This is a genomic window from Sciscionella marina DSM 45152 (assembly GCF_000379465.1).
In the GTDB taxonomy this organism is placed as follows: Bacteria; Actinomycetota; Actinomycetes; order Mycobacteriales; family Pseudonocardiaceae; genus Sciscionella; species Sciscionella marina.
Genome location: NZ_KB905397.1, coordinates 14318 through 35724, shown reverse-complemented (window position 1 = coordinate 35724; position 21407 = coordinate 14318). Strand labels below are relative to the sequence as shown.

Below are 21407 nucleotides of genomic sequence, written 5' to 3'. Positions count from 1 at the left end.
CGGCTGAACCGGGTTATCGGTGCATCCGCGGGTCCTGTGAGGGGTCGGCGTACAGCGGCGGGCAACCGTGCTCGATGGCTTCCGGGCGCAGCTCGAAGTGCCAGGGTTCGTTGCGGTAGATCCGGCACAACCCGTATTCGGCGCCGTGCTCGGAAAGCCACGCCGCGGCGTGCGGTGGCCCGATATCGACCGCGTTCCCGGATACGTGGGCCGAGGTCTCCGCCGTGGCGACCCATCGGGCTGCTTCTTTCGCCGAGCCGTACTCGAAGACGGCTTTGCGGCGGAGCCGGTTCTGGTACTCGGGTGTCCGCCAGCCGCTGTTGACCCGGAGTTCGATGCCCTCTTCCTCGGCGGCTCTCGCGGCCTCGCGCAGGGCGGCGAGCAGTGCCGGATCGAGGTTCGCCACGGTGGGAGTGCCGTCATCGAAGACGGTGCTGCCCGGAGTTCTGGTGCGTACTTGTTCGCGGTAGGTCATACCGTTCAGTCAAGGCGGTTCCGCGTTGCCGGCACGTATTCGATTTTCGATATGCCATCGATATGCGTCAGCTCGTAGCATCAAGGGCGTGCGTGTGCTGATCGTCGAGGACGAGCCCTATATGGCAGAGGCGATCCGGGATGGCTTGCGCCTGGAAGCGGTCGCCGCGGACATCGCCGCTGACGGTGACACCGCCCTGGAACTGCTGAGCATCAACGCCTACGACATCGCCGTGCTGGACCGGGACATTCCCGGGCCCTCCGGGGACGAGATCGCGAAGCGGATCATCGCCTCGGGCAGCGGTATGCCGATCCTCATGCTCACCGCGGCCGATCGGCTGGACGACAAGGAGACCGGGTTCGAGCTCGGTGCGGACGACTATCTCACGAAGCCGTTCGAACTGCGTGAACTCGTGCTCCGGCTCCGGGCGCTCGACCGCAGGCGGGCGCACAACCGGCCGCCGGTGCGGGAGATCGCCGGTCTGCGGCTGGACCCATTCCGCCGCGAGGTCTACCGGGACGGCCGCTATGTGGGGCTGACCAGGAAACAGTTCGCGGTGCTCGAGGTGCTCGTAGCCGCCGAGGGCGGGGTGATCAGCGCGGAGGAGCTGCTGGAGCGGGCCTGGGACGAGAACGCCGACCCGTTCACCAATGCCGTGCGCATCACGGTTTCGGCGCTGCGCAAACGGCTCGGCGAACCCTGGCTCATCGCCACGGTGCCCGGCGTGGGTTACCGCATCGAAACCGGGGAAACGGATGGATAGGGAATCGGGCCTGAGCGCTCGGCTCAAGCTCACCCTCAGCTACGCCGGATTCCTGATGCTGGCAGGTGGTCTGCTGCTGGCGGTGGTGTGGGTGTTCCTGCTGCGCTACGTGCCCTACCGCTCGGGGCACAGCGTGGGCCCCAACCGCGCCGATCTGGTGGATGCCTTCGGCCCCAAGGCCGCCTTGGCGATGGTCTTCCTGCTGGTGTTCGGTCTCGTGGGTGGCTGGTTTCTCGCCGGGCGCATGCTTGCCCCGCTGACCCGCATCACGAAGGCCACCCGCAAGGCCGCGACCGGTTCGTTGGCGCACCGAATCCAGTTGGAGGGCCGCAACGACGAGTTCCGTGAACTCGCCGATGCCTTCGACACCATGCTCGCCCAGCTGGAGGCGCACGTGGCAGAACAACAGCGGTTCGCCGCCAACGCCTCCCACGAACTGCGCACCCCACTGGCGGTCACCCAGACCCTGCTGGACGTCGCGCGCAACGATCCGAACCGGGACACCGGTGAACTCATCGAACGCCTCCGATTCGTCAACGCACAGGCGATCGACCTCACCGAGGCATTGCTGTTGCTGCACCGCGCCGATCGACGGTCGTTCAGCAGGGAAGCCGTCGACCTGTCCTTGGTGGCCGAAGAAGCCACCGAGACACTGCTCCCGCTCGCGGAGAAGAGCGGGGTCACCCTCGAGACCTCCGGTGACATCGCCCCGGCCTTCGGTTCGTATGCGCTGCTGCTGCAACTGACCACGAACCTGGTGCACAACGCGATCGTGCACAATCTGCCCGCGGAGGGCACCGTTTCGGTCCGGACCAGCGTGCACCCCAAGGCGGTGCTGCTCACCGTCGAGAACACCGGGGAGAAACTCGAGCCATACGTGGTTTCCACGCTTCTCGAGCCGTTCCAGCGCGGGTCGAGGCGAATCCGCACCGATCATGCGGGCGTCGGGCTCGGCCTGGCCATCGTCAACAGCATCACCCGAGCCCACGGCGGGGTCCTCGATCTTGCCGCGCGTCCCGCGGGCGGGCTCCGGGTCCGGGTGCAGCTTCCGGTGGCGGCCCTGCGCAGTGGCGGCTGAGGATCAGCGGGAGCCACGCCGTTCGGCGACCACGCCCAGCACCTGCCGGGCCAGCACGAGGTCCGCATCGGTCGCCCCGGCCGCCGAGGCGTGCGCCGACATCGCCGCGATCCGCCCGGGATCGGTGAGCACCGGGATCAGGGTGTGTTCGATCCAGGCCCGGTCGAGCTCGCCGTCCTCGACGAGCAGCGCCCCACCGGCCGCGACCACCGCTTCGGCATTACGCCCCTGTTCGCCGCCGCGCAGCGGAAGCGGGACATACGCGGCGGGCAGTCCGATCGCGGCCAGCTCGGCGCAGGTCATCGCCCCCGAGCGGCAGATGACGAAATCGGCTGCGGCGTAGGCGTACCGCATTTCCTCGATGAAGGGGAGGACCACATAGGGCGGTTCGCCATCCGGCACCGTGACCACGTGCTGCGGACCGGTGATGTGCAGTACCTGCACGCCTGCCGCCCGCAGTGCGGTGGCCGCCCCGGATACCGCGTCGTTGATCGATCCCGCACCCTGCGAACCACCGGTCACCAGCAGCACCGGTCCTTCCGGGCGCAGACCGAACCGCCGCCGGGCCTCATCACGCAGCGCGGAGCGGTCGAGCCCGGTGATCGCCGGACGCAGCGGAATCCCGATCGCGGTGGCGTGCGCCAGCCGGACATTCGGCGCCGCGGTGAACACCCGCGTGGTCATCCGGGCCGCCAAGCGATTGGCCACCCCGGGCCGCGCATTCGCCTCGTGCACGACGATCGGCAACCCTCGCCTGCGGGCGGCGAGATAGCCCGCGGCCGCCACATAGCCGCCGAAACCCACCACCGCCTCGGCTCGCATCCGGTCGAGCGCCGACCCGGCCGCCCGCACCGATTCGCGCAGCCTGCCCGGTGTGCGCAGCAGTTCCCGGTTCAGCGTGCGCGGCAGCGGAGCCGGTGGGATCAGCTCGAGTGGACAACCACGGGCCGGGATGAGCCGGGTGTCCAGTCCGCGCGTGGTGCCGAGTGCGGTGATCTCCGCGGTGGAATCCAGTCGGCGCAGCGCATCGGCGAAGTTCATCGCGGGCTCGATGTGCCCGGCCGAATGGCCGCCCGCGATCACGATCCGCGGTGCGCTCACGGTTCAGATCTCCTTACGGTAGACATGCGAGGTCTTCTTTCGCTGGTACCCGATTCCCGCATAGAACCGGTGGGATTCGGACCGTGCCACGTTCGATCGGACCATGACCGTGTGGAGGCCCTGCCGTACTGCCCATTGTTCGGCGGCGTCGACCAGAATTCGGCCGATACCGGAACGGCGGGCCGTCGAATCGACCACGAGGCCGGTGATTTCGGCGTATTCGTCCTCCGCGAGGAGTAACCGCCGTTCGATACTGAGATAGCCGTCGATGCGGGAGTCGTCGTCCGGGCCCGCGGTGAACAGTCGTTGGGTATCGGATTCCAGCAGCTCAGCCAGCCGATTGGTGACCGCGCCGGGTTCGTTCGGATACCCGAGCTGGGTCAGTAGTTCGGTGAGCCGCGGAGCATCGTCGGTACGTACCGCGCGGATGACGGTCATGGAAGGAATCCTCGTGCTTCATTAGGTGATGGGGAAATCGAAATATGTGTCCGGATATGGTTCGTCCGTCAACGTATAGTGCCACCACTCGCAGTCGTACCGCGCGAAACCGCAGTCCTCCATGATGGAACACAGCTGCGCGCGGTTCCGCGCCTCGATCGCCGTGATTCCATGTGCCCCGTGATGGGAGACCGGATCCATCAGATCGTGGCCACCACCCATCGGGGCGAGCTCACCGGTGGCCAGGTGATAGAGCGTCAGATCGACGGTGCTTCCCCTGCTGTGTCCCGATTTGGTGGCCACGTATCCTGCCTCGAACATTCCCGCCCGGTCGATGTTCGGATAGTGCCGCCATTTCGTCCGGCCATCCTCCGGTCGCTTCGACCACCGCACGAAGCAGTCCACGGCGCGTTGCGGGCGGTAACCGTCCCAGAGGAGCAAGCCGAACCCGAGGGGAGCGGCCTTGTCCTGAGCCCGCTCCAGGGCCGCGCACAATGCTTTCGTTCCGATGATCCGATTGGCGACGTATCCGTCGACGGGTTTTCCGGTGAAATTGTCCCAGGTTGCGTACTTGGTATCCCAGCGAATTCCGGGGACGAGGTCGTCGACGAAGGCGAAATCCCCGTTCATCGAAGGCCGCCCGCCGCGGCCGAGGACACGATGCGGTCGATCATCTCGGAGAACGACAATCCGGCGGCGGCCATCATCCGCGGGTACCGGCTGTACGAGGTCAGCCCGGGGAGGGTATTGACCTCGTTGAGCAGCACCGTGCCGTCCTCTTTCAGGAACATGTCCACCCGCGCGAGCCCACTGCAGCCCAGGGCACGATAGATGGTTCTCGCCGTCTGCTGCACGTGCTTCCGTGTTTTTGCCGAAACCTCGGCGGGAACCTTGATCGTCGAGTTCTCGGAACCGCTTTCCGGATTGTCCTCCTGATGGATTTTGAAGAAACCGTGGGAAAGCCGGATCTGGTCCAGCTCGCCGACGGCCGGATCCGGGCCGGTTCCCAGTACCGCGCAGCCCACCTCGGTGGCCACGACCGCCTCTTCGATCAGTACTTTCGAATCGTATTGCCGCGCGATCTCCACCGCGCCCGGCAATTCCTCCTTGTCCGAGACCTTGCTGACGCCGAACGAGGATCCCGAACGGGCAGGTTTGACGAAGAGGGGATAGCTGAGCCGATCCGGATCGAGATCCTCCTTCGAGGTCACGGTCCGGAAGTTCGGGGTGCCGATCCCCGCGTCGCCGGCCACGAGATAGGCGAGCGACTTGTCCATGCATAGCGCGGAACTCTGGATATCGCAGCCGACGTAGGGGATTCCGGAGAGCTCCAGCAAACCTTCGATCGCGCCGTCCTCACCGAATTTGCCGTGCAGCACGGGAAACACCAGATCCAGGGCGACCGGCCGGTACTGTCCTTGTTCCAACGCGAGCAGTCCGTGGACGCTCCGGTCCGGAGACAGTATCGCCGGGCGACCGGTGTTCTCCCAGTCCGTGCCCGGGCCCTCGCAGAGTTTCCAGGTTCCGCTGTGCGTGATCCCGATCCAGAACGGCTCGTACTTCTCGGGGTCGAGGTGCTTCGCGACCTCCTGCGCGGATTTGACGGAGACGGCGTGCTCCTCGGAAGGTCCCCCGAAAATGATTCCGATCTTCATATCCAGTGCTGCTTTCTTCCGGCGAATTTCAGGCAATTGATGATGGAGTTCTCCACGGTGTCGCTCAGCGCGTGTTCCGTGTAATAAGCGGTGTGCGGGCTGATCAGCACATTCGGCAGCCGCTGCAGCCTTCGTAGCTGTTCGTTCTCGACGGGTTTTGCACTGCAGTCGGTGTAGAAAATCCCCTCTTCCCCTTCGAGTACGTCCAGTGCCGCGCCACCCAGCCGACCGCTTTCCAGTGCCGAAACGAGGGCCTCGGTGTCGATCAGCGGACCGCGCCCGGTATTGATGACGACCGCGCCGAGCCGCAGTGCCGCGATGCGCCGTCGGTTCAGCAGATGGTGCGTGCTCGCGTCGAGCGGGGTGTGCAGCGTGATGATGTCGCTCAGCTGCAGCAATTCGTCGAGCGGAAGATAATCGGCCGAGGTTCGGGGATGACTGTCGTAGGCGAGCACCTGGCAGCCGAAGCCAGGCAACCGGTCCACGACCGCGGCGCCGATGCGTCCCGTGCCGATCACCCCGATGGTCAGGTCCCGCAGTTCCCGCCCGCGCACCTCACCCAGCCGGTAATCGTGCTCGGCCACCCGGAGCACCGAGGATTTCGCATTGCGCAGCGCCATCAATATCAGCATGAGCGTGTAATCGGCGACACTGTCCGGCGAATAGGCGATGGTCTCCACCGAGATGCCGACACTGTCCGCGTATTCCACATCGATGTGATTGCATCCCACACTGCGCGTCGAGATGTACACGACGCCTGCCTTGCTCAGCGCGCGCAGCGTGGAATCCGTGATACGCGTCTTGTGGCCGACACTGATACACCGATTCCCGAACGACAGGTCGATATTGTCCTCGGAAACAGGGGATTCGATAATGGTCGGAATAACGCCGAAGCGCGGCGCCGACTCCCGGAACAGCACCGCCTCATCCCGCCCACAGCCGTAGACCGTGATCCCCAACGCCGGGCTGGGCGGAGCGGACGAGATCGCGGGCGATCGGGTGCAGCGCGCCGCCGCTCGTGCTGGTTCGCTAAAGGGCATGCCCCCAGTCAAGACGGCATCGTGTTGCCGGCACGTATCCGATTTTCGATACGCCGACGATATGTTACCGAGTGGTAATGACGCGCGGCTGGACTCGTTTCCGGGGGAAAGCCCTACCGGCGGAGCTGGGGCGCACCGGCTGGGGGATGGTTGTTCCGCGGCCTAGTTTCGTTGCCATGGCTTCCTGGATGAGGATGGTGCGTGTTTCGCTGGCAGCGGTCTGTGCCGGTGTTCTGGCGGTGACCTCGGGAACGATCGCCGAGGCGAGCCCGAGCCGTGGTGAGGTGCTCGATGTCGTGCGAGTACAGGCGCTCGATGCCGCCGCGTTGCGGAATCGGCTCGGCGAGACCGGATTCGACGCCACCGGTGCCCGATTCGGTGCGGACGCCTATCGGGTGCGGTACCGGACGCTCGGGGTATCCGGCGCGCCGACCGTGGCCAGCGGGCTTGTTGTGTTGCCCCGCAATGGACATCGGGTACTCCGGACGGTGTCCTACACGCATGGCACCAGGACCGGACGTGCCGATGTGGCCTCGCTCGAGCCGTCGAACATGGATCGCGGGGCGGCGCTGCTGATCGCCTCGAGGGGGTACGCCGCGGTCGCCCCCGACTACCTCGGGCTCGGCCTTGGTGCGGGTCTGCACCCGTACATGGATGCCGCTTCCGAGGCCAGCGCCTCGCTGGACATGCTGGATGCCGCCCGCGCGGTCGCCGCAGGGCGGCACCGGATACTGCGGCGCTCGGTGTTCGTCACCGGGTTCTCGCAGGGCGGTCACGCGGCCATGGCGCTCGGCAGGGCATTGCAGTCGAGGCAGGGGCCATGGCGACTCGGTGCGCTGGCACCGATCAGCGGACCGCTCGACGCCGAACACGCCGAGATTCCCGGTGCACTGGGCAGCGGTGAAGTGGCACCGGCGGCCGCCGCCTTCTACCTCGCGTACTGGACGGTCGCCATGAACAGGATCCACCACTTCTACAGCGAACCGTCCGAGGTGTTCCGGCCGCCGTTCGATCGCACCGTGGAGGCGCTGTTCGACGGGTCGCACAGCGAGGACGAGATATTCCCCGCACTGCCGCCCACTCCGCAGGACCTGTTCACCACCGCCTACCTGAACCGGCTGCTGCACCCGACCGGTGGGGTCCGTAAAGCCTTGCGCGACAATGACGACACCTGTACTTCGTGGCGCCCCCGGGCACCGGTGCACCTGTTCGCGGCGCACGGCGACACACAGGTCACCATCACCAACTCCCGGCACTGCCAGCGCAGCCTGCGCCGGTCCGGGGCCGACGCACCGCTGACCGATCTCGGTCCGCTCGAGCATTTCGACACCCTCTACCAGGGCCTGCCCCGGGTACTCGACTGGTATGCGCGCCGATGATCCTGGTGCGGTGACCCTTCCCTCTCGGTGTCGGTGACCACACTGCCGACCGGCCCGAGGCGGGCGAACTGTCAGTTGATGGCGAGCAGGAGTCGGCGGTTGAGGTCCTGCCAGATGGTGTCGATCTCGTGGAATCCGGCTTCGGCGAGGGCGGCCACGTGCAGCGCGTAACTGGTGATGGCGCCGCGGCGTTGTGTCGTGGTGCCGTCGTTTCCGGCGAATCGTTCACGGCGGGTTTCGAGCAGCGCTTCGAGCACAGGGTGACCGGCGAGGGAGGCCCACCAGGTTTCCCAGTCGTCGATGTCCTCGGCGCAGAATGCGGTCTGCCAGCGTGTCTTGGTCACCGTGGCGGTGAGCTCCCGGCAAGTGGGGCTACGTTCGTCGAATTCCAGCCGGTCGGCGTTGAGCAGTAGACCGCCGGGGCGCAGGGCGGCGGAGATATCGCGGTAGGTCGTGATCAGCTGGGCGGGAGTGAGCCAGTGCAGCGCGGTGGCCGAGAGGACCACGTCGAACTGTTCATCACCGATGGCCTGCAGCCAGCTGTCGGTGGTGATATCGGCGTCCACCCAGTGCAGGCGCCCGTCCATGGTGGACAGGGCGCCTTGTCCGATGGCCAGCAGCAGAGGGTCGATGTCGACTGCTACGCAGCGTGCCTTCGGGAAGCGTTCGAGCAGGCGGGCGCTGATCGTGCCGGGGCCGCAGGCAAGGTCGAGCGCCAGTGGCGCGTCGCCGACGACGGCCTCGGTGGCGTCGAGCATCGTGCCGATGAGTTGTTCGCGGTGCGCGACGTACCCTTGCTGCTGACGGTCCCAGGTGTGCAGCAGCTGTTGCCAGTCCGGCGTGTCGGTGGGCTCGGCCATGGTGATTGCTCCTCCGTGGGCTCGGCGAGCACGGTAGCGCGCTCGGTGTGGGTGAATGGACCGGTGAAAGTGAGCTCGGCAGGGATCAGCCTGCCCGGATCGGCAATCGGTGGCCCTGGCGGTCGGGTACACAGAACCATGATTGACCGAACCTGTTCTCGATCAGCGCTCGGCCGTGGTGACGCCGACCGGTTTGCGGTGGACCACGCGGCTGAGCACCTGGCCGGTCGGGCCGTGGTCGAGGACGCTGCCGGTGTCGAGGAGCGTGGTCGTGGTCGCGACCGTGGCCACCAGGTTCACGTCGTGACTGACCAGGACCAGGGTCGTCCCGCGCTCGCGGCGCAGCTGGTCGAGCACGTCCAGCAGACCGGCGCGGTTCGCGGCGTCGAGCGCCGAGGTCACCTCGTCGGCTACCAGCACGGCGGGGTCGGCGATGATCGCACGGGCGAGCGCGGCTCGTTGCAGCTCGCCCCCGGAGAGCCGGTGCGGGCGCCTGGCCGCGGTGTCGGGGTGCATCCCGAGGCGTTCGAGGAGTTCGCGCGCTTGCGCTTGCGCGCGCTCGGCGCTGAGACCACGCAGCAGAATCCCCGGCCGGGCGATCTGGTCGAGAACCGGGAGACGGAGCAGGAACGTGGCCCTGGGGTCTTGGTGGACGTATTGCAGCCGACGGCGATCTTCACGAGGACGGTCGAGCGCGTCCGGGGCGAGGACGATGCCATCCACCTCGACCCGGCCGGCGCGCGGAACGGTCAGCCCGGCCAGGCAACGTGCCAGGGTGGTTTTGCCCGCGCCGGAGCGACCGACGAGCGCCGCGCACGTTCCCGCGACGGCAGTGAACGAATCCACCTCCAGTAGGACACGATCCGCCCCGGCCACGACCCGCAGACCGTCGGCCCGTAAGCGCGGACGCTCCTGCTCGGTGCCCGCGAGGGGTGCATCGACCGGCACCGGCGCTTCGCCGAGCACCTCGTGGACCGGCCCGCGCCGGTCGAACCGTCCATCGCGGATGACCGCGACCTCGTGGGCCATGGCGCGGGCGAGGTCATGGTCATGGGTGAGCAAGACCAGCGCGACCCCGTCGGCCGCGAGCGCGCCGAGGTTGGTGACCAGCGCGTCGGTGGCAGCCGGGTCCAGTCCGGTGGTGGGTTCGTCGAGGACGACCACCCGTGGCTCGGTGACCAGGGTCTGCGCGAGGGCCAAGCGCTGCTGTTGACCGCCGGAGAGCTGGTGCGGATAGCGGCGCTCCAGGCGTTCCCCGGCCGGGACACCCGCCCGCAGCAACGCCTGCCGCACCGCCTCCTGTCGGCGGTCACGGTCGCGGCCGTGCCTGGTCGCGGCCAGTTCCTCGATGACCCGTCCGACCCGCCGCAGCGGGTCCAGCGCGGAGCCCGGATGCTGCGGCAGATGCCCGACCCGGGCGGCCAGCCGCGCCCGGCGCTCGCCGGCTCCGATGCCCAGCAGCTCGGTTCCTTCGACGCGGACGCTGCCGCCGAGCTCGACGCCGGGGCCGGGCTCGCCAAGCAGCGCGAGCCCGAGCGTGCTCTTGCCCGCGCCCGAGGGGCCGACCACCGCCAGCACTCGGCCGGCAGGAAGGTCGAGGGCAACGTCGGTCAGCAGCACATCGTTCCCGGCGCGGGCAGTGAGCCCGCGGACCGACAGGACGGGATCGGTGCCTTGGACCGGGCCGGGATGCCGACTCGGCTCACTCACGGCTGTCGACCTCCCCTTCGCTCGAGCATCCGGTCGGCCAGCAGGTTCGCGCCGGTGCACAGGGCCACCAACAGCGCGGCCGGCACGAGCAGGGCGGCCGGTGCCAGGTAGAGCGAGGAGGCATTCTGCTGGATCACGACTGCCCAGTCGATCGTGGCCGGATCGAGGCCCACGCCGAGGAAGTTCGCATTGGTCAGCATGGTGACCACCAGCACGACCCGGGTACCGGTATCCACCAGCATCGCCCCGAGCGCCGCTCGCCACGGTTCGAAAAGGCGCACTCGCCACCACGATTCGCCGGACTGGATCATCGCCTCCATCGTGGCGCGCCTGCGAGGTGCCGAGGCCGCGCTGCGGACCAGGCGGACCAGCGCAGGCAGCTGCCCGAGCGCCGTCGCGATCAGCAACCACAGCACGCCCCGGCGGCCGGTGCCCGCCAACACGAGCAGCACCAGCAATGGTGGCAAAACCAGGAAGACATCGAGCACCCGCAGTGTCGCGGTCGCGAGCCGTCGCCGCCTGGTGGCTGCCATCAGCAGACCCAGCGGTGCGCCGACCACGTACGCCAGAATCAGCGCCCCGACGGTCAGCGCGATCACCGTGGTGCCCCCGCGCAGCGCCAGGCCGAGCACGTCGCGGCCGAGGACATCGGTCCCCAGTAGGGTTCCGGCACCGCCGGGAGGTAGCAGTGGCGCGGTCCCCGGCGGCGTGGTGGGGGCGAGAAGAGGACCGAACAGCGCGGCCAGCAACGGGACACCGGCCAGGATCGCCCCGAGGACCGTCGTCACGGTGACCCGAGCCCTCCGTGCGGCCACGAATCGGGCCGTGAGCAGCTGATCGGTCATGAGAGCGACTCACGGTCGGGCAGCAGGCGCACGGAAGCCAGATCGGCCAGGAGATTGACCACCACGGTGGTCGTGGCGAACAGCAAGGTGTAACCCTGGACCAGCGGCAGATCGTGGGCGCCGACCGCCGCAACGAAGCCTGCTCCGACTCCCGGCAGAGCGAACAATGCCTCCACTACGACCACACCGGCGAGCAGGCCATCGATGACCCGGGCAAGTTGCTGTATCGACGGCACCACCGCCGCGGGCAGTACGTGGCGCCACAGCACCACCGGCCCACCGAGCCCGAGCCGGCGCAAGTGCTCGATGTACTCGGCGCTGTCGGTTTCGGCCACCCCGATCCGGATTTGGCGGGCCAGCCGCCCGAGTTGGTTGAGCACCAGCACGGCGACCGGCAGCACCAATACCGAGGGCCCGCCGAGGCTCCCACCGGCTCCCGTCGCGGGCAGCCAGCCCAGTCCGATGGCGAATACCCCGACGAAGATCAGTCCCAGTGCGAATTCCGGGACCGCCTGCCCGGCCACGCACGTCGCCGTGATGACCCGGTCCACCACCGAGCCGGGCCGGCGACCGGCCACTACTCCGGCGACCATGGCCAACGGCACGATCACCATGAGCGCCGCAAAACCGAGCGTCGCCGTGCTGGCCACCCGCTCGGCGAGCTCCTCGGCGACCGGGACACCGGTGACCAAAGACCGTCCGAGATCGCCGGTCAGCACACCGAGAGCCCAGTCGCCGAAACGGTCGAGCACCGGACGATCGAGGCCAAGCCGACTGTGCAGCGTCGCGATCTGCGCAGGTGTGGCCTGTTGGCCGAGGACGATCTCGGCGGTGTCGCCCGGCAGCAGGGTGCTCAGCGCGAACACGATCACCGAAGCCGCCGCCAGCTGAGCAAGCGCGACCGCGATCCGGGCGAGCGCCGTGCGCGTCCGCTTCGACCGTCGGAGGGCACGGCGCCAGGACTGTCGCCGCGCCCCACCGGCCTCGGTGGCGACCCCGACACTCTCGTCGCTGGTCACCGAGGCGTCACCCGAGCCGGGCCTTGTCGAAGCGGGCCCACCGGTCGGTGTTCGGCTTGGCCGCCTGCATACCCCGCAGACCGGCGGCCACCCCGGTACTCCAGTCCGCCGAGGCCCACACCAGCATCCCGGACTCGGTTCGCACCAGTTCCTGCACGCGCGAGAACAGCGCCGCCCGGGTGCCCTCGTCGGGGCTGGAGATCGCTTTGGCGTAGAGCTGGTCGATCTCGGGATTGCGGTACCCGGTGAAGTTGTAGTTGCTCGCCGTGCTGACCAGGCGGCGTCCGACATAGTCCGGGAGCGGCAGTGCCCCGGTGCTGCTCACCGAGGCGACGCCCTGGCGCTGGATGGCCGCGTAGTAGCCGTCGGGCGGCAGGATCCGCGGAGTGACCTTCAGCCCGATCTCGCCGAGCTGTTCGGCGATCAGTGTGGCGGCAGGCTCGTAGTTGGGGTCGCTGCCGCTGGTCTGCAGCTCGATGCCGCGCCCCTTCGCACCTGCCTCCGCAACAAGTGATCGCGCACGATCGACATCCCGCGTGACTCGGGGCAGGTTCGCGTAGTACTGCAGGCCATGCCCGTAGAGGTCGTTGCCGACCTCGCCCCGTCCCAACAGCACCACCCGCACCAGCGCCTCGCGGTCGAGGCCGGAGCGCACCGCTTCCACCAATCGCGCGTCATCGAACGGCGGACGGTCGACCTTCAGCGGCATGTTCTGATAGGAGGAGGCGGGCGCGGAAAGCACTCGGGCCCGTGAATCGCCCTCGAGCTGCGCGGCGCTGCTGGCCCGCAGGTTGTCCGCATAGGCGACCTGCCCCGACAACAGCGCGCCGACCCGTGCGTTCTCGTCGTTGATCGGCACGAACTCGAGCTCGTGACTCGGCGGTCGACCGTCCCAATAACCCTCGTAGGCCGAATACAGCGCGGGCCCGCCAGGGTGGAAGGACACGTATCGGAACGGGCCACAGCCGACCGGGCGGGTGAAGTCCGTGGTTCCCGCGGGCACGATCTCGGCGCCGGGAGCCGCCAAAGCCAGTGGGAACAGGAAGTTCGGCCCGGACAGCACGATCTCCACCTCGCGCTGCGCGACCGCACGGCTCGCGGAGTGGTCGACGCCGGAGAACTCGGCAGCAGCCGAACCGGCCGTGCCGGGGTCGGTGATCCTGCGCAGACTGTAGAGCACATCGGCCGGGCTCAACGGTCGTCCGTCGTGGAACTTGGTGTCCCGCAGCCGGATCAGCCACCGCGTCCCGGTCTTGTCGACCTCCCAGGACTCGGCCAGCCGCGGTTCGGCGGTCATCTGCTGTGACCAACCGGCCAGCGTGTCGAAGCAGGCCCGGGCCCGCGCCTGGTCGACGAATTCCGGTGCCACGTGGGGATCCAGGCTCTCCCGTGACCCGCCCGCGGCGAAAGCGACTCGCAGACGATCCCCGGACGAACCCGAGCCGCACCCGGCAAGCAATGGCGCGGCCGCCGCTGCGAGCCCACCGGCCAGAACCGTCCTCCGCGTCAGCGCAGCCATCTAACGGTGCAGACCACGGAACAGGGCGGGACCGCTTCGCACGCAAAGGCCGGCGACCGACCGAGCACGAGCGTACAACGCAACAGGCAGCACAGCGCCTCCAACACCTCGTGGACAGCTACTTCACGGGTGCCGTGGCCGGTCTCCTGGCTGACGGGGTATTCCTCGCCGAAACCTCATGGCGACGAACCGTTCCGGCCGCCTTCCCAGGCGCACACGCGCCCAGTGGCTCCGCAGCGCGGACAGCCGGGACTCCCGATCACAGTGGCGAGGGCCGCACCGGCATCACACCGGCTTCCCGAACACCACGGCGCCCGAAGCATAGGCCGACCGAACCGCGATGAACAGACCGGACACCGCCCCGGTGGCGGATACCACAGAACTAGACCTCTGCCACCGTATTCCTCTCGCCTGGCCGCGCGGCATCCGGTGAACCCGTGCTCCGGCCGACGGGTGGCGATCACGGCGGCCAGGTCGAGCGCGGCGGCCGCGGTGTCCGCCGCCGCGCTCGATACCCGCAGGTCATCGTGCCGCGAGAGCGCGGGCGGGGCCGGTCCGGCCGGGAGGGTCCGGAGACTCTCCGCGTGCTCGGCGTGGTGACCACCGGGGGCATGGGGCCGGAGAACCCACACGCCCCCGATCGCGCAGTGCCTCAGTCCCAGTCCAGCGTGGCGCCGGACTGGTACTCGTTGACTCGGGTCTCGAAGAAGTTCTTCTCCTTCTTCAGATCCATCGCTTCCGACATCCACGGGAACGGGTTGTCCACCTCGGCGAAGACCGGCCCCAAACCGAGCTGGGCGCAGCGGCGGTTGGTGATGAAGTGCATGTACTGCTCGCACAGCTGGGCATTGAGCCCGAGGATCCCGTGCGGCATGGTGTTCTGGCCGTACGCCACTTCCAGGCGGCACGCCTCGGTGAGCATCCCGCGCACCTCTTCCTGGAACTCCGGGCTCCACAGGTGCGGATTCTCCAGCTTGATCTGGTTGATGCAGTCGATGCCGAAGTTCAGGTGAATGGACTCATCGCGCAGGATGTACTGGTATTGCTCGGCGATACCGACCATCTTGTTCCGCCGCCCCAGCGCGAGGATCTGCGCGAATCCGGTGTAGAACCACATGCCCTCGAAGATCACGTAGAAGGCGATGAGGTCGCGCAGGAACGCCTGGTCCCGGTCCGGGCCGCCGGTGGTGAACTCCGGGTCCTCCAGGTGCTGGGTGTAACGCAGTGCCCAGGCGTCCTTGTCCGAAATGGACGGGACTTCGCGGTACATGTTGAACAGTTCGCCCGCGTCGAGGCCGAGGCTTTCGCAGATGTACTGGAAGGTGTGGGTGTGCACGGCCTCCTCGAAGGCCTGCCGCAGCAGGTACTGGCGGCACTCCGGGTTGGTGATGTGCCGGTAGACCGCCAGCACGATGTTGTTGGCCACCAAGGATTCCGCGGTGGCGAAGAACCCGAGGTTGCGCTTGAGCATCAGCCGCTCATCGTCGGTGAGCCCGTCCCGGGACTTCCACAGCGCGATGTCGGCGTGCATGGACACCTCGCTGGGCATCCAGTGGTTGGCGCAGCCGGCAAGGTACTTTTCCCACGCCCAGCTGTATTTCAGCGGCAGCAGCTGGTTCACGTCCGCGCGAGCGTTGATCATCGCCTTGTCATCGACGTCGATGCGCGCGGCGCCGCGGGCGATCTCGCCCAGACCAGAGGTGTCGGGGTCTACGGAGGTCATGTTCACTCTCGATTCTTTCACTCGGATAGGTATGTGGTGCCCGCACTGTGGGGGCGGCAGCGGCCTACTGGCAGGCCTCGCAGTCCGGGTCCTCGATCGAGCAGGCCACCGCCGTCGCCGTGGCGGTAGGCGCGGGCGTCGCCGTGGGGGACGGGGCCGCGGCCGGTGCGGTGGGCACGGCGTTGAGCTTGCCGTCGGTACCGCGCAGGGTGCTCTTCTCCACCGAGGTCGCGCTGCTGGAGCGCAGGTAATAGGTGGTCTTCAACCCGCTGCGCCAGGCCAGCCGGTAGAGCTCGTCGAGCTTGCGGCCGCTGGGCTCGGCAAGGTACAGATTCAGCGACTGTGCCTGGTCGATCCACTTCTGCCGGCGCGCCGCGGCGGCCACCAGCCAGTGCGCCTCCACCTCGAAAGCGGTGGCGTACCGGCGCTTGAGCTCGGCCGAGATCCGGTCGATGGGCCCGAGAATCCCGTCGAAGTACTTCAGGTCCGACACCATCGCCTCGTCCCACAGTCCGGCCTGCTTCAGGTCGGCCACCAGGCGCTCGTTGATGACGGTGAAGTCGCCGGACATGTTCGATTTGACGTAGAGGTTGCGGTACGGCGGCTCGATCGACTGATTCACACCGCAGATGTTGGCGATGGTGGCGGTCGGCGCGATCGCCATGACGTTGGAGTTGCGCATGCCATTGGCGCGCACGTGCTCGCGCAGGCCGTCCCAATCCATGCTGGACGAGTAGTCGAAGTCCGTGTTCGCACGGGAATCCGCAAGCATCCGCAGCGAGTCGATCGGCAGGACCCCCTGGCTCCACAGCGAGCCGTCGAACGACGCGTAGCTGCCGCGCTCGGTCGCCAAGTCACTGGAAGCCGCGATCGCGTGGTAGCTGATCTCCTCCATGCTGCGGTCGGCGAACTCGACTGCCTCCTCCGATGCCGCCGCCAGTCCCTGCACGACCAGTGCGTCGGCGAAGCCCATCAGGCCCAGTCCCACCGGGCGGTGGTGCAGGTTCGAGTTCCGCGCCTCCGGGATCGTGTAGAAGTTGATGTCGATCACGTTGTCCAGCATTCGCACCGCAGTGCGGGTGGTGCGCCGCAGCTGCTCATGGTCGATACCGTCGGCGGTGACGTGCCGGGCCAGGTTGATCGACCCGAGGTTGCACACCGCGACCTCTTCCATGCTGGTGTTGAGCGTGATCTCGGTGCACAGGTTCGAGGAGTGCACCACCCCGGCGTGCTGCTGCGGGGAACGCAGATTGCACGGGTCCTTGAACGTGATCCACGGATGTCCGGTCTCGAACAGCATGGTCAGCATCCGCCGCCACAGGTCCACCGCGCGCACCTGCCGGAACACCTTCAGCTCGCCGCGTTCGGCGGCGGCCTCGTAATGCCGGTAGCGTTCGGCGAACTCGGTGCCGTACAGATCGTGCAGGTCCGGCACCTCGTCCGGGGAGAACAGCGTCCAGCTCGCATCGGCCTCTACCCGGCGCATGAACTCGTCCGGCACCCAGTTCGCGGTGTTCATGTCATGGGTGCGGCGGCGGTCGTCGCCGGTGTTTCGGCGCAGGTCGAGGAATTCCTCGATGTCGATGTGCCAGGTCTCCAGGTAGGCGCAGGCCGCACCCTTGCGCTTTCCGCCCTGGTTCACCGCGACCGTCGTGTCGTTGGCGATCTTCAGGAACGGCACGAGGCCCTGTGAGGTTCCGTTGGTGCCTTTGATGTGCGCGCCCATGCCGCGCACCGGCGTCCAGTCATTGCCCAGCCCACCGGAGTACTTCGCCAGCAGCGCGTTGTTCCGGTACGCCGCGAAGATCGAATCCAGATCGTCGGCAACCGTGGTCAAAAAGCAGGACGACAGCTGCGGCCGAGTCGTACCCGCATTGAAGAGTGTGGGCGTCGAGCACATGAAGTCGAAGGAGGACAACAGCTCATAGAACTCGACGGCGCAAGCCTCGCGGTCCGGTTCATTCAGTGCCAGCCCCATCGCCACGCGCATGAAGAACGCCTGCGGCAATTCGAACCGGGTACCGCTGTGGTGCAGGAAGTACCGGTCGTAGAGCGTCTGCAGCCCGAGGTAGTCGAACTGCAGGTCCCCGTCGGCCCGCAGCGCCCGGCCCAGGCGGCCGAGATCGAACTCGGCCAGTTCCGGAGCCAGCATCCCCAGCTCGATCCCGTGGTGCACGTATTCGGCGAAATACTCCGGGTAGCGGTCGCGGATCTGCTCCTGGTCCGCTTCCCGCGGCGATCCGGCCAGGTACGACAGGGCCTCCCGGCGCAGCTGGTCCAGCAACAACCGCGCACTCACCCGCGAATACCCGGGGTCGCGCTCGACCAGCGTGCGAGCGGCGAGCGTGAGCGCCTCGTCCAGCTCTCCCACGCTCATCCCGTCGTAGAGGTTGCGCCGCGTCTCCTCCAGAACGGCCGCCGGATCGATCTCGTCCAGCCCGGAACATGCCTGGTCGACGATCATGCACACCCGATTCCAGTCCAACGGGCGGAGCGAGCCGTCGTGGTCCGTGACGTTCAGGTCCGGTGCGGAAGAACCGGCGGGCTCCGCAACGAGCCCGGCCTCGGCCCGCCGGGCTTCGGCGTGCTGCTCCCGATACAGCACATAATCGCGGGCAACCTGGTGATACCCGCCGCGCATGAGCGCGAGCTCGACCTGATCCTGGATTTGCTCGATGTGCAGCAGAGTCCCCGGTCCCGCGTAGCGCAGCAGCGACTGCCGCACCTGTTCTGTCAGCTCGGTGACCAGGCGATGCAACCTCGTGGACGCTGCGGCGCCGTCCCCCTCGACGGCCAGGAACGCCTTGGTGAGCGCGACCGAGATCTTACTGGCGTCGAATTCGGAGATCGAACCGTCGCGCCGTAAGACCCGCACGTGCGTCACCACCGCATCGGGGTGGTTGGTGATCAGGCTGCTGGATGATTCAGCCACAGGACTCCCTCTCTCGCGATGCTCTGCCGAGCCCGGAGGCCGCCAGAGGCGCGTGAGGAGCCGCGACGGCAGCACGTTCGGCAGCCACCATCACTCTCGTCCGCATCGGCCCTCCCGCGAGGCTCCGGACAGCGCGCACTCCACGCGCTCGCACCGATGGCAGGTCTTCGGACTCGCGGGCATCCGGCCTTGATCAGGCCGGTCCTACTGGCCGTCGCTTCCCAAACCGGGTGGCTCAGTGCTTGTCTCCGCGGAGACTGACGGCGGTCGTTCCCACTTACCGCTGCGGGGCAGTCCCGGATTCGCACCGGGTTCCCTCTTGCCCCACCGACCCGGAACGGGCCAGTGGACCATCAGCGACTCGATACTACATCTTGTGCCGGACAGTGTTGAGCCACCCAAAATGGGCGTGTCGTGGGAGGGTGGACAACGCGCCCCCGGATGACCTCGCCGACTCCGGTCCGCACCGCGGCGGTCCCCGGGACCGAACCCAGGACGTCCGCGGTTCCGGCGGCGGACCGGTCGCCAGCCGGATCCTCCCGTCCCGCGGACTCGGCAAGCGATCGCCTCGGAGTTCGCGGAACACTGGCTCCGCCCTGCGAATGTTGCCATGTTCTCTTGATGACCACTGCGGCGATGACCTCGGGTGAAGATTGGGAGCACACCCCAAAGGTGTCGCCTCTGGCGAACTTTTCGCACATTTCTGCGAAGTTTGCGAAGGCCAGGGCTGTTACCGTCCCGGACGGCGGCACCGACGCGACGAGGTGATGGTGCGTGGAGAAGATTTTCGCGGGCGCCAGGTTGCGGCACCTACGGGAGAGCGACACCATGTCTCAGGCCGAGCTCGCCCGAGTGCTGGAGATCCGGCTGGCCGCCGGCGTGCGAGAGGCACTGCTCGATGGGGCGGTCGGTCTCGAAGTGAGCACGGCAGAGCTCAGGGACCTCGCGGGCACCATGTCCGAAAGGCAGTCGGCTAGCGGGTTCCGCTTCTCAAGACGTTCAGTATCGGCCCCGGCTGCGAGCCGCGGCACACCCGTCCATTCCACAGGTCTCGACTTCGACGCCCCGGCGGCGGCCGTGCCCATCGGCATGCTCACCATCGACGAGAACAGCAGCACCTTCGTGTCCTACCCCGCCGTGCCCGTACCCGGAAAGGAAACCTGACATGACCTTCAGCACCGCTGACCTCGTCGACGAGTACGGCGAACGCGCGCTCGTGTGTGACACGCCGCTGCGGCACTACGGTGCCCGCACGCGCTTCCACGGTCCCGTACGCACAGTCTCCTGCCTGCTCGACAACGGGCTGCTCCGCGAGCTGCTCAACACGCCCGGCGACGGCAGTGTTCTCGTCGTCGATGGCCTCGGTTTCGTGCACAGTGCACTTGTCGGCGACCGGATCGCAGCAGCGGCCGCCGACAACGGGTGGGCCGGTCTCGTGATACATGGCGCGGTGCGCGACAGCGTGGCCCTCGCCGGGCTCGATATCGGGATCACCGCGCTGGGGACCAATCCACGCAGGAGCACCAAGAACGGCACCGGCACAGTCGATGTGCCTGTCGGTTTCGGCGGTATCGTGTTCCGGCCCGGTGAGACCGTGTACGTCGACGAGGACGGAGTGCTCGTCCTGGCCATGGCCTAAGGAACGCACTCGATGTTCGCTGACGCCGCGCTACTCGCCGCACGGCTGGCGGATCCCGATGCCGTGCGTGGAAACAACTGCCCGGGTAGTAATTTCCACTCACGATCGATGGGAGCTGACGCCGGTGGCACGTCTTCATGTCGGTTGCGCGATGTGGACCCACAAGGCGTGGCCCGGGCGGTTCTTGCCGCAGTCGCTGCCCGCCGGCGAGCGCCTGCGGGCCTACTCCGGCTGGTGCAACGCGGTCGAGGGCAACACCACCTTCTACGCGACTCCGGCCCGGAACACCGTCGCGGCGTGGGCGCGGCAGACCGGCCCCGGCTTCCGGTTCGTGGTCAAGCTACCCAAACTCGTCACGCACGAGCGCCGGTTCGCCGGGGTCGAGGCCGAGATGCGGACGTTCCTGGACGCGATCGAACCGCTCGGTGAACGGGCGGTCCTGTGGACCCAGTTGCCCGGCTCGTTCGGCCCGTCGGACATCGATGTGCTCGGCCGATTCCTGCGCAGGCTCCCCGCAGACCGCAGGCGTGCCGTGGAGGTGCGCCACCCCGGGTTCTTCACCGATTCCGGCGCGGCCTCGTCGCTGGAGGGGGCGCTCGCCGGTGCGGACGCCGAGTGGGTGCCGTTCGACACCACGGTCTTGTTCCGGAGCCCGCCGACGAGTGCGGCCGAACAGGAGGCCTGGGCGAAGAAACCGCGGCTGCCACGCCGGACGCGGGCGCTGACCGACCAGCCGATCGTCCGCTACCTCGGCCGGGACTCGGTCGAGGAGACGGTCGAGGGGTGGCGGCCGTGGACCGAGGTGGTCGCCGACTGGCTGCGCGAGGGCCGGTCGCCGACGGTTTTCGTGCACACCCCGGACAACGACGACGCGCTGGCGCTCGCCCGCCGGTTCCACGACGAGGTGCGAGCACTGGTGCCCGGCCTCGACGCACTGCCCGAGCCGGAACCGGTCGAGCCCGCGACTCTTTTCTGAGCGAGGTCAGCTCACCCCGAGAGCGGCGAGGACCGGAGCGCCGTCTGGTGATCGCCGGTCGAAGAAATCGGTGTGCTGTTCGAAGAAGGCATCGAAGTACAGCTGATTCCGATGCCTGCGAGTAGATCACTGAGCTTTATTCACGGCCGCCATCCGAGGCCGCAGAATTCGAGTGATGTGACGATTTCGATTACTTTGGCGAGTTCGGCGAACCGATCGCGATATCCGGTGGCGAGTATTTCTGGTTTTCAGGTG

At 67.7% G+C, this 21407-nt stretch carries 18 protein-coding genes, 1 pseudogene and 2 riboswitches; of the genes and pseudogenes, 6 read left to right on the top strand and 13 right to left on the bottom strand.

Annotated features, from left to right (window positions below; all coding sequences use genetic code 11):
• Window positions 1-13: 13 nt before the first annotated feature.
• Entirely contained in the window at window positions 14-475 is a 462-nt protein-coding gene (locus tag A37U_RS0122820; RefSeq protein WP_020498995.1) for a M15 family metallopeptidase, read from the bottom strand.
• A gap of 88 nt (window positions 476-563) precedes the next feature.
• Between A37U_RS0122820 and A37U_RS0122815 the strand changes: the two genes are divergently transcribed.
• Both A37U_RS0122815 and A37U_RS0122810 read left to right on the top strand, forming a co-directional pair.
• Complete coding sequence (locus A37U_RS0122815; RefSeq protein ID WP_020498994.1) at window positions 564-1238, top strand: response regulator transcription factor; 675 nt, start codon at window positions 564-566, stop codon at window positions 1236-1238.
• Window positions 1231-2316, top strand: a complete 1086-nt coding sequence (locus A37U_RS0122810; protein ID WP_020498993.1) for a sensor histidine kinase — start codon at window positions 1231-1233, stop codon at window positions 2314-2316. The genes A37U_RS0122815 and A37U_RS0122810 overlap by 8 nt, the downstream gene beginning before the upstream one ends.
• A gap of 3 nt (window positions 2317-2319) precedes the next feature.
• On the opposite strand, the gene A37U_RS0122805 is transcribed toward A37U_RS0122810, so the two are convergent.
• The 5 genes from A37U_RS0122805 to A37U_RS0122785 are packed head-to-tail and all read right to left on the bottom strand — an operon-like array spanning window position 2320 to window position 6550.
• Window positions 2320-3417, bottom strand: a complete 1098-nt coding sequence (locus tag A37U_RS0122805) for a UDP-N-acetylglucosamine--N-acetylmuramyl-(pentapeptide) pyrophosphoryl-undecaprenol N-acetylglucosamine transferase (protein ID WP_020498992.1) — start codon at window positions 3415-3417, stop codon at window positions 2320-2322.
• A 3-nt stretch (window positions 3418-3420) separates the two neighbouring features.
• Complete coding sequence (locus tag A37U_RS0122800) at window positions 3421-3855, bottom strand: GNAT family N-acetyltransferase (protein WP_020498991.1); 435 nt, start codon at window positions 3853-3855, stop codon at window positions 3421-3423.
• Between the two features lie 21 nt (window positions 3856-3876).
• The gene (gene vanX / locus A37U_RS0122795) at window positions 3877-4485 is read right to left on the bottom strand and encodes a D-Ala-D-Ala dipeptidase VanX (protein WP_020498990.1); all 609 of its coding nucleotides are present in this window, start codon (window positions 4483-4485) and stop codon (window positions 3877-3879) included.
• On the bottom strand, window positions 4482-5510 hold the full coding sequence (vanA, locus tag A37U_RS0122790) for a D-alanine--(R)-lactate ligase (protein WP_020498989.1): 1029 nt from the start codon (window positions 5508-5510) through the stop codon (window positions 4482-4484). The genes vanX and vanA overlap by 4 nt, the downstream gene beginning before the upstream one ends.
• The gene (locus A37U_RS0122785; protein ID WP_026197512.1) at window positions 5507-6550 is read right to left on the bottom strand and encodes a D-isomer specific 2-hydroxyacid dehydrogenase family protein; all 1044 of its coding nucleotides are present in this window, start codon (window positions 6548-6550) and stop codon (window positions 5507-5509) included. Before A37U_RS0122785 ends, vanA begins: the two co-directional genes overlap by 4 nt.
• Before the next feature lie 176 nt (window positions 6551-6726).
• Here A37U_RS0122785 and A37U_RS44755 point away from each other — a divergent pair, with 176 nt between their 5' ends.
• Window positions 6727-7929 carry an alpha/beta hydrolase family protein gene (locus tag A37U_RS44755; RefSeq protein WP_040588518.1) on the top strand — a complete coding sequence of 401 codons (1203 nt, stop codon included), beginning with the start codon at window positions 6727-6729 and terminating at the stop codon, window positions 7927-7929.
• A gap of 71 nt (window positions 7930-8000) precedes the next feature.
• Here A37U_RS44755 and A37U_RS0122775 read toward each other — a convergent pair whose 3' ends face one another.
• From A37U_RS0122775 to A37U_RS0122740, 7 genes are all read right to left on the bottom strand, one after another.
• On the bottom strand, window positions 8001-8789 hold the full coding sequence (locus A37U_RS0122775) for a class I SAM-dependent methyltransferase (RefSeq protein ID WP_020498986.1): 789 nt from the start codon (window positions 8787-8789) through the stop codon (window positions 8001-8003).
• Window positions 8790-8951: 162 nt separating this feature from the next.
• Entirely contained in the window at window positions 8952-10499 is a 1548-nt protein-coding gene (locus tag A37U_RS44750; protein ID WP_020498985.1) for an ABC transporter ATP-binding protein, read from the bottom strand.
• Window positions 10496-11344, bottom strand: a complete 849-nt coding sequence (locus tag A37U_RS0122765; RefSeq protein ID WP_020498984.1) for an ABC transporter permease subunit — start codon at window positions 11342-11344, stop codon at window positions 10496-10498. The genes A37U_RS44750 and A37U_RS0122765 overlap by 4 nt, the downstream gene beginning before the upstream one ends.
• The gene (locus A37U_RS0122760) at window positions 11341-12363 is read right to left on the bottom strand and encodes an ABC transporter permease (protein ID WP_020498983.1); all 1023 of its coding nucleotides are present in this window, start codon (window positions 12361-12363) and stop codon (window positions 11341-11343) included. Before A37U_RS0122760 ends, A37U_RS0122765 begins: the two co-directional genes overlap by 4 nt.
• A gap of 7 nt (window positions 12364-12370) precedes the next feature.
• The gene (locus tag A37U_RS0122755) at window positions 12371-13732 is read right to left on the bottom strand and encodes an ABC transporter substrate-binding protein (protein ID WP_020498982.1); all 1362 of its coding nucleotides are present in this window, start codon (window positions 13730-13732) and stop codon (window positions 12371-12373) included.
• A 269-nt stretch (window positions 13733-14001) separates the two neighbouring features.
• Window positions 14002-14207: riboswitch (cobalamin riboswitch) on the bottom strand.
• Between the two features lie 327 nt (window positions 14208-14534).
• Window positions 14535-15605, bottom strand: coding sequence for a ribonucleotide-diphosphate reductase subunit beta (locus tag A37U_RS44745; protein WP_020498980.1), 1071 nt, complete (start codon window positions 15603-15605; stop codon window positions 14535-14537).
• A 64-nt stretch (window positions 15606-15669) separates the two neighbouring features.
• Window positions 15670-18537 carry a ribonucleoside-diphosphate reductase subunit alpha gene (locus A37U_RS0122740; protein WP_020498979.1) on the bottom strand — a complete coding sequence of 956 codons (2868 nt, stop codon included), beginning with the start codon at window positions 18535-18537 and terminating at the stop codon, window positions 15670-15672.
• 141 nt (window positions 18538-18678) lie between these two features.
• A riboswitch (cobalamin riboswitch) is annotated at window positions 18679-18907 on the bottom strand.
• Window positions 18908-19311: 404 nt separating this feature from the next.
• On the opposite strand from A37U_RS0122740, the pseudogene A37U_RS55305 reads away from it, so the two are divergent.
• From A37U_RS55305 to A37U_RS0122725, 3 genes and pseudogenes are all read left to right on the top strand, one after another.
• Window positions 19312-19485 (top strand): annotated as a pseudogene (locus A37U_RS55305) (Cro/Cl family transcriptional regulator); the annotation flags it as partial.
• 217 nt (window positions 19486-19702) lie between these two features.
• On the top strand, window positions 19703-20176 hold the full coding sequence (gene rraA / locus A37U_RS0122730; RefSeq protein WP_020498977.1) for a ribonuclease E activity regulator RraA: 474 nt from the start codon (window positions 19703-19705) through the stop codon (window positions 20174-20176).
• A gap of 151 nt (window positions 20177-20327) precedes the next feature.
• Entirely contained in the window at window positions 20328-21152 is an 825-nt protein-coding gene (locus A37U_RS0122725; RefSeq protein ID WP_020498976.1) for a DUF72 domain-containing protein, read from the top strand.
• Window positions 21153-21407: the final 255 nt, after the last annotated feature.